Raw genomic sequence first — 8362 nt, 5'->3', positions numbered from 1 at the left:
CCCCCCCCCCCCCCCCCCCCCCCCCCCCCCCCCCCCCCCCCCCCCCCCCCCCCCCCCCCCCCCCCCCCCCCCCCCCCCCCCCCCCCGCTCCTACAGCCCTCGAGAATCAGCCCTGCGGCACCACCAACCGGTACCCCACCCCTGCCTCGGTGATGATGAACCTGGGCGCGGTAGGGTCATCCCCCAGCTTCTGCCGCAAATGCCCCACCACGATGCGCAGGTAGTGCGTATCGTCCACGTGGGTCGGCCCCCAGATATCCTTGAGCAGTTGCTGCTGGGTAATCACCCGCCCGGGGTGCCCGGCCAGCTGCGCCAGCAAGGCGTATTCCTTGCGCGTGAGCGCCACCTCGGCGCCATCCAGCGTCACCTTGCGAAAGGCAAAATCCACCACCAGCGGCCCGAAGCTCGCCGCCGCCTGCACATTGCCCCCCTGCGGCACCTGGCGCAGCAACGCCCGTACCCGGGCCAGAAACTCCTGAATGCCGAAGGGCTTGGTCACATAGTCGTTGGCGCCGCCATCCAGCGCATCGACCTTCTGCACCTCGCTGGCCCGCACCGACAGCACCAGCACCGGCACTGCGCTCCACTCGCGCAGCTCGCGCAGCACCTGCTGGCCGTCCATGTCCGGCAGGCCGAGGTCGAGCACCACCAAATCCGGCTTGCCCAGCGCCGCCTGGGCCAGGCCCTCGCCGCCGGTGGCAGCCTCCAGCACCTTGTAGCCCTGGGACACCAGGCTGATGCGCAGGAACTTGCGGATCTGCGGCTCGTCGTCGATCACCAGCAGGGTGGCGGCTTGGCTCATGGGGCTTCACTTTCGGGGTCGGGTTGGGTGGGCAGCGGCAAGCATAGAGTGATGCAGGTGCCCTGGCCATCGATGCCCTCACCCACCAGGATGCGCCCGCCATGGGCGCCGATCATGCCTTGGCAGATCGCCAGGCCCAAGCCGGTGCCCTGGCCGCCCCGGTCGCCCCGGGCGGCGGTGTAGAACATGTCGAAAATCTTTTCGCGCTCGGCCAGCGGAATGCCGGGGCCCTGGTCGCTGACGGCCAGGTACAACTGCTCGTCCTGTACCGACACGCGCAGCTCCAGACGCCCCTGGGCGGGCGAAAAGCGCGCGGCGTTTTCCAGCACATTGACCAGTGCCTGCTCGATCAGCGCAGCGTGCACGTACAACAGCGGCAACTCGGCAGGCACCTGGGTGCTGACCTGCAACGGCTGCAACACCGCCCGCAAGCGGTGCACCGCGCTGCCGACGATATCGGCCGGGGCCACCCAGTCGCGGGCCAGCTTCAGGCCGCCGTGGCCGAGGCGGGTCATGTCCAGCAGGTTCTGGATGTAGCGGTCCAGGCGCTCGGCTTCGTTGCGGGTGCCTTCGAGCAGCTCGCGGCGGTCGTCGGCGGGGATCGCCTCGCCCAGCGCCAGCAGGCTGTCGATGCTGCCACGCATGGCGGTCAGCGGGGTGCGCAGGTCGTGGGACACCGAGGCCAGCAGCGCACTGCGCAACTGCTCGGTTTCACCATGCAGGCGCGCGGCTTCCAGCTGCTCGCCCAGGCGCGCCCGGGCCAGGGCCTGGGCCAGCGGCTGGGCCAGGGCCATCAGCAGGCGTCGGCGCTGGGCGCTGAGTGCTTCGCCGTCGCGCGGGCGCACCCCCAGCAGGGCCAGGGGCTGCTCGTCCACCGCCAGCGGCCACCACCACCAGCGCCCGTGGGGCAAGGTGTCGCTGCCAACGCCTGCGGCCTGGCCATGCTGCCAGGCCCACTCGGCGGCGGCACGCTCGTTGTCGGTGAAGGCTGGCGAGTGGCCGCCGGCCACCTGCAACAGGCCGTCGCCACTGCGTTCGAGCAAGCACACCTGCACGCCCTGCCAGCCGTCCAGATGCTGGCCGGCAGCGCTGAACACCGCCTGGCGGTCGGTGGCCACGGTCAGCCGGCGCGACAGGTCGAGCAACTGGTTGGTCTGTGCCTGGGTTTCGCGCAGGGCCTGCAACTGGCGGCGCTGGCGGGCGGCCAGGTTGCCGGTGAGCGCCGCCATCAGCAGAAAGAACACCAGGGTCAGCACGTCCTCTTCACGCTGGATACTCAGCGAGAAGTTCGGTGGGATGAACAGAAAGTCATAGGCCAGAAACGACAGCGCCGCACAGGCCAGCGCCGGCCCCAGGCTGCTGCGCACCGCCACCAGCAGCACCGCAGCGAGGAACACCAGCGAGATATTGGGCAGCGCCAGCACGCTGGAGACCGCCCATGCCAAGCCCGCCGCCAGCACCGTGGCGAACAGCGCCAACAGGTAGTGGCGCCACACCCACACGCGCTTGACGGCTGCCCGCGCAACGGGCGCCTCGGCGTCACGGTCAAGCACGTTGATTTCCAGGCCATGGCTTTCGCGCAGCAGCCGCGCGGCCACCCCCGCGCCGAACAGGCGCCGGCGCAGCAGGTCACGGGACTGCCCCACCAGCACCAGGCTGGCGCGGCGCTCGGCGGCGTGCTGAATCAAGGTGCGCGCCACTTCGCCGGCGCGCAGCAGCACCACTTCGCCACCCAGGCGCTCGGCCAGTTGCTGGGCCGCCTGCAAGCGGTGGCGGGCGGTTTCGTCACGCAGCCGGCCGTTGTCCACATGCACCACGCTCCACGGCAGGTGGCGGCGCTGGGCCACGCGGCTGGCATGGCGCACCAGGCGCTCGGCCTGCGCGTCGCCGTCGATGCCCACCAGCAGCCGGCCACGCAGGGCCGGGGCTTCCTGGCCGCGCTGGCGATAGCCACTGGCAAGGTCGGCGTCCACCTGGGCGGCGGCGGTGTGCATGGCCAGCTCGCGCAGGGCGTTGAGGTTGGTCTGCGAGAAAAACGCATCGATGGCCGCACGGGCCTGTTCGGGCACGTACACCTTGCCCTCGCGCAGGCGCTCCAGCAGCTCGCGCGGCGGCAGGTCGATCAGCACCAGCTCGAAGGCCTCCTGCAGCACCCAGTCGGGCAAGGTTTCGCGCACCTGCACGCCGGTGATGTCGCGCACCTTGTCGTTGAGGCTTTCCAGATGCTGGACGTTGACCGTGGTGTACACGTCGATGCCGGCGGCCAGCAGTTCCTGCACGTCCTGCCAGCGCTTGGCGTGGCGGCTGCCGGGGGCGTTGCTGTGGGCCAGTTCGTCCACCAGCACCAAGGGCGGGGCGGCCTTGAGCAGGCCGTCGAGGTCCATTTCTTCGAGCTGCACGCCGCGGTACTCGCTGCGCAGCAGCGGTTGCTGGGGCAGGCCGCCGAGCAGGGCTTCGGTTTCGCTGCGGCCATGGGTCTCGACCACTCCGGCAACCAGTTGCACGCCCTGGCGCTGCTGGGTATGGGCGGCCTGGAGCATGGCGAAGGTCTTGCCGACCCCGGGGGCGGCGCCGAGGAACACCTTGAGCCGGCCGCGGCCTTCGCGCGGCAGGCCGGCCAACAGGGCGTCGGCGCGGGTGGGGTTGCTCATGTTTGATCCTTAGTTCTGGGCAATCTCGCGGTCCCTGTAGGAGCGGCCTTGTGTCGCGAAAGGGTCGCGCAGCGGCCCCAGGATTTCAGCGGTGTCGCGGAAATTGCCGGGGCTGCTTTGCAGCCCTTTCGCGACACAAGGCCGCTCCTACAGGGGCATTATCAGTGCCCGGCCAGGGGCGCCAAGCGCTCCAGCGCCTGGTTCAGCGCCAGCACATTGACCACCGGCGGCCCGATCAGTGGGTGCAGCGTGGCCTCATCCACCAGGTCTTGCAAGCGCGCTTCGCTCACTTGCCGCGCGGCTGCCACACGGGGCAACTGGTAGGCGATGGCCTCTGGCGGCAGGTGCGGGTCCAGGCCACTGCCGGAGGTAGTCAGCAGGGCTTGAGGCACCGGGCCCTGCTGCACCTGGTACAGGCTTGCGGCATCGGTCTTGACCCGCTCGGCCAGCGCCGGGTTGCTCGGTGCCAGGTTGCTCGCGCCGCTGGCCACGGTGGCATAGGCCCCGGCCGAAGGCCGCGACTGGAACCAGCCATCGCCCTTAAATTCCTGGGCGATCAAGGCCGAGCCACGCACCTGGCCGCGCTCATCGCGCAGCAGGCTGCCGTTGGCCTGCTCGGGGAAGGCCAGCTGGGCGATGCCGGTCACCGCCAGGGGGTACAGCGCGCCGGTGACCAGGGTCATCAGCAAGACCAGGCTCAGGGCCGGGCGTACATAGGTGCTCATGGAGTCTCTCCTTCAGACCAGGTGCAGGGCGTTGAGCACGACGTCGATCAGCTTGATCCCGGCAAACGGCACGATGATGCCGCCCAGGCCGTAGATCAGCAGGTTGCGCCGCAGCAGGTGGGCGGCGCTGGCGGCCTGCACCCGCACCCCGCGCAACGCCAGGGGGATCAGCACGATGATGATCAGCGCGTTGAACACGATGGCCGACAGAATCGCGCTCTGCGGGCTGGTCAGGTGCATCAGGTTGAGCACCCCCAGCTGCGGGTAAATGGCCGCGAACAGTGCCGGCAGGATGGCGAAGTACTTGGCCACGTCGTTGGCGATGGAGAAGGTGGTCAGGGCGCCACGGGTGACCAGCAGCTCCTTGCCCACCTGCACCACGTCCAGCAGCTTGGTCGGGTCGCTGTCCAGGTCGACCATGTTGGCGGCCTCGCGGGCGGCCTGGGTGCCGTCGTTCATGGCCATGCCCACGTCAGCCTGGGCCAGGGCCGGGGCGTCGTTGGCGCCGTCGCCGCACATGGCCACCAGGCGGCCGTCGTCCTGCTCCTGGCGGATGCGCGCCAGCTTCTTCTCGGGGGTGGCTTCGGCGAGCACGTCATCCACCCCGGCCTCGGCGGCGATGGCGGCGGCGGTCAGCGGGTTGTCGCCGGTGACCATCACGGTGCGGATGCCCAGCTTGCGCAGCTCGGCAAAGCGCTCGCGAATGCCGGGCTTGACCACGTCTTTGAGGTGGATCACGCCCAGCAGGCGCTTGTCGACGCACACCAGCAGCGGCGTGCCACCGCTTTGGGCGATGCGCTCCACTTCACGGGCCAGGGGCACGGGCATTTCCAGGCGCTGCATGCCGACGAAGGCCAGCACCGCATCCACCGCGCCCTTGCGGTAATGGCGCTGTTGCAGGTCGATGCCCGACAGGCGGGTTTCGGCGCTGAAGGCGATGGCCTCGTATTGCCCGGCAGAGGGTTCGACGAAGTCATGCAGCTGGCGCAGAAACTCGACGATGGACTTGCCCTCGGCGGTGTCATCGGCCAGCGACGCCAGCAAGGCGCCCTCCCCCAGCTCTTTCGCGGTGATGCCGGGGGCGGCGTGCAGGGCGCTGCAGCGGCGGTTGCCGAAGGTGATGGTGCCGGTCTTGTCGAGCATCAGCGTGTGCACGTCACCGGCCGCCTCCACCGCACGGCCGGAGCGGGCAATCACGTTCAGCCGCACCAGGCGGTCCATGCCGGCGATGCCGATGGCCGACAGCAGGCCGCCGATGGTGGTGGGGATCAGCGTCACCAGCAGCGCGGCAAGGAAGATCAGCGGCAGGCTGCCGCCGACAAAGCGGGCGAACGGCTGCAGGGTGACCACCACGATCAGGAAGATCAGGGTCAAGCCGATCAGCAAGATATCCAGAGCGATTTCGTTGGGGGTCTTCTGCCGCTTGGCGCCTTCAACCAGCGCGATCATGCGGTCCAGGGTGGATTCACCGGGGTTGCTGGTGATGCGGATCAGCAGCCAGTCGGACACCAGCCGGGTGTTGCCGGTGACCGCCGAGCGGTCGCCGCCGGACTCGCGGATCACCGGGGCGGACTCGCCGGTAATGGCCGCCTCGTTGACCGCCGCGATGCCTTCGAGCACCTCGCCGTCGCCGGGGATCATCTCGCCGGCCACCACCCGCACCACGTCGTCCTTGCGCAACTGGCTGGCAGCAACGGCCTCGAAGCTGCCGTCGGCGCTGCGCCGCTGGGCGGTGAGGCCCTGGCTGCCGGCCTTGAGGCTGTCGGCACGGGCCTTGCCGCGCCCTTCTGCCAGGGCTTCGGCGAAGTTGGCAAACAGCACGGTGAACCACAACCACAGGGCGATCTGCACGGCCACCCCGGTGCTTACGCCGCTCTCGGGGTCCAGGCACAGCACAGTGGTCAGCAGCGCGGTCAGGGCCACCACCAGCATCACCGGCGAGCGTTTCAGCTGGCGTGGGTCGAGCTTGACGAAGGCCTGCAGCAGCGCCGGGCGCCACAGGGCGGCGAAGCGGGTCTGGTCCTTGGCGCTTTGCGGCGCCTTCACTTCAGGAATGGGCATGTTCATGGTGTATTCCTCAGAAACCCAGGCTCAGGTGTTCGGCGATCGGCCCCAAGGCCAGGGTCGGCAGGAAGGTCAGGCCGCCCACCAGCAGGATGGTCACCAGCAACAGGCCGGTGAACAGCGGGCCGTGGGTGGGGAAGCTGTTGAGCCCCTGGGGCGCGCTTTTTTTCGCCGCGAGGCTGCCGGCCAGGGCCAGCACCGGCAGGATGTAGCCGAAGCGGCCAATGAGCATGGCCAGGGCGATCATGATGTTGTGGAACGTAGTGTTGGCGCCGAAGCCTGCGAAGGCCGAGCCGTTGTTGGCGGCGCCCGAGGTGTAGGCGTACAGCAACTGGCTGAAGCCATGGGCACCGGGGTTGCTCACCGCCCCGGCAGGGCCCGGCAGGCTGGCGGCGATGGCGCCGAGCACCAGCACGCCCACCGGCATCACCAGCAGGGTGGCCACCAGCAGTTGCACCTCGCGGGCCTGCAGCTTCTTGCCCAGGTATTCCGGGGTGCGGCCGATCATCAGCCCCGCCAGGAACACCGCGATCAGCACGAACACCAGCATGCCGTACAGGCCTGCGCCGACGCCGCCGAAGATCACCTCGCCGACCATCATGTTGACCATGGCTACCATGCCGGTCAGCGGGTTGAGGCTGTCGTGCATGGCGTTGACCGAGCCGTTGGAGGCGGCGGTGGTGGTCACCGTCCACAGCACTGAGCCGGTAGTGCCGAAGCGGCTCTCCTTGCCTTCGAGCGGCGGGCCTTGCTGTACCTGGGCGCTGTCGAGTGCCGGGTTGGGCTGGTATTCGGCCCACAGCGCGGTGCCGCCGCCAATCAGGAACAGCGCCAGCATGCAGGCGATGATCGCGCGGCTTTGGCGCAGGTCCTTGACGTAGTGGCCGAAGGTGAACACCAGGGCCACCGGGATGAGGATGATCGACACCACCTCGAACAGGTTGCTCCAGGCCGTGGGGTTTTCGAACGGGTGCGCCGAGTTGACGCCGAAGAAGCCACCGCCGTTGGTGCCCAGTTGCTTGATGGCGATCTGGCTGGCGGCCGGGCCCAGCGGGATGGGCTGCTCGGCGCCTTGCAGGGTGATGGCGTGGGCGTAGTCGGCGAAGGTTTGCGGCACGCCCTGCCACACCAGCAGCAGCGCCAGCAGCAGGCATAGCGGCAGCAAACCGTAAAGAGTGGCGCGGGTCAGGTCGACCCAGAAGTTGCCAAGGCCGGTGGTGCTGCGCCGGGCGATACCGCGGCACAGGGCGACCAGTACGGCCAGGCCGGTGGCGGCGCTGACGAAGTTCTGCACGGTCAGGCCGAGCATCTGGCTCAGGTAGCTGAGCGAGGCTTCGCCGCTGTAGGCCTGCCAGTTGGTGTTGGTCATGAAGCTGACGGCGGTATTGAACGCCAGCGACCATTCCTGGCCGGGCAGGTGCTGGGGGTTCAGCGGCAGGCTGCCTTGCAGCAGCAGCACGGCGAACAGCAGCGCGAAACCTGCCAGGTTGAAGGCCAGCAGGGCCAGGGTGTACTGCTTCCAGTTGTGCTGCTGCTCGCTGTCGACCCCGGCCAGGCGGTAGCAGCCGCGCTCCACCGGGCCGAGCAGCGGGGTCAGCCAGGTGCGCTGGCCTTCCATGACCTTGTAGTAGAAGCGCCCGAGCCAGGGCGCCGGCAGCAGCACGATGGCGAAGAACGCCAGCAGCAACAGGTAGTCGTAACTGTGCATGGTTGCCCCTTAGCTGCGATCGGCGCGCAGCAGCGCCACCAGCAGGTAAATCGCCAATGCCACTGCCAGTAGCAGTGACAGCCCGTCGAGCATGTACATGAGGTGATCTCCCTTGGTTGGGCTTGTGGGCCGCTTTGGGGGGATTGTCTTGGGTGGGGGCGTAAAGGGGCGAGATGGGGGGGCGGGGTGGGGCGTAAAGAGGGCGTAAAGGTTTTTGGGTTCGGGCTCGGGCTCGGGCTCGGGCTCGGGCTCGGGCTCGGGCTCGGGGCTTTATGGTGATTGCTTTGGTAGATGCATGCACATTCATTGACGATAGAGGCTTTTCGTCACCTTTCCGCCCTTACGGCGGGTTACTTTGGTCGCGGCCAAAGTAACCAAAGCCGCCCTGCTCCCATCATCCGGCCCCCTACGC

6 protein-coding genes are annotated in these 8362 nt (G+C 68.8%); all 6 read right to left on the bottom strand.

The genetic code is table 11. The annotated features are described in order from the left end of the window. Positions 1 to 106: 106 nt before the first annotated feature. Positions 107 to 802 (bottom strand): response regulator, encoded by a 696-nt coding sequence (locus ACI2KK_RS28765; RefSeq protein WP_404671619.1) that lies wholly within the window; start codon positions 800 to 802, stop codon positions 107 to 109. Beyond that, positions 799 to 3453 carry a DUF4118 domain-containing protein gene (locus ACI2KK_RS28760; protein WP_404671618.1) on the bottom strand — a complete coding sequence of 885 codons (2655 nt, stop codon included), beginning with the start codon at positions 3451 to 3453 and terminating at the stop codon, positions 799 to 801. Before ACI2KK_RS28760 ends, ACI2KK_RS28765 begins: the two co-directional genes overlap by 4 nt. Positions 3454 to 3614: 161 nt before the next feature. Then, the gene (kdpC, locus tag ACI2KK_RS28755; protein ID WP_404671617.1) at positions 3615 to 4178 is read right to left on the bottom strand and encodes a potassium-transporting ATPase subunit KdpC; all 564 of its coding nucleotides are present in this window, start codon (positions 4176 to 4178) and stop codon (positions 3615 to 3617) included. Positions 4179 to 4190: 12 nt separating this feature from the next. Then, positions 4191 to 6245, bottom strand: coding sequence for a potassium-transporting ATPase subunit KdpB (kdpB, locus tag ACI2KK_RS28750; protein ID WP_404671616.1), 2055 nt, complete (start codon positions 6243 to 6245; stop codon positions 4191 to 4193). Between the two features lie 10 nt (positions 6246 to 6255). Then, positions 6256 to 7950 (bottom strand): potassium-transporting ATPase subunit KdpA, encoded by a 1695-nt coding sequence (gene kdpA / locus ACI2KK_RS28745; protein ID WP_404671615.1) that lies wholly within the window; start codon positions 7948 to 7950, stop codon positions 6256 to 6258. A 9-nt stretch (positions 7951 to 7959) separates the two neighbouring features. Then, entirely contained in the window at positions 7960 to 8049 is a 90-nt protein-coding gene (kdpF, locus tag ACI2KK_RS28740; protein WP_033743702.1) for a K(+)-transporting ATPase subunit F, read from the bottom strand. Positions 8050 to 8362: the final 313 nt, after the last annotated feature.

Source organism: Pseudomonas sp. NPDC089406, from assembly GCF_044900265.1.
GTDB lineage: Bacteria > Pseudomonadota > Gammaproteobacteria > Pseudomonadales > Pseudomonadaceae > Aquipseudomonas > Aquipseudomonas fakonensis.
This window is presented reverse-complemented; position numbering and strand designations above follow the sequence as displayed.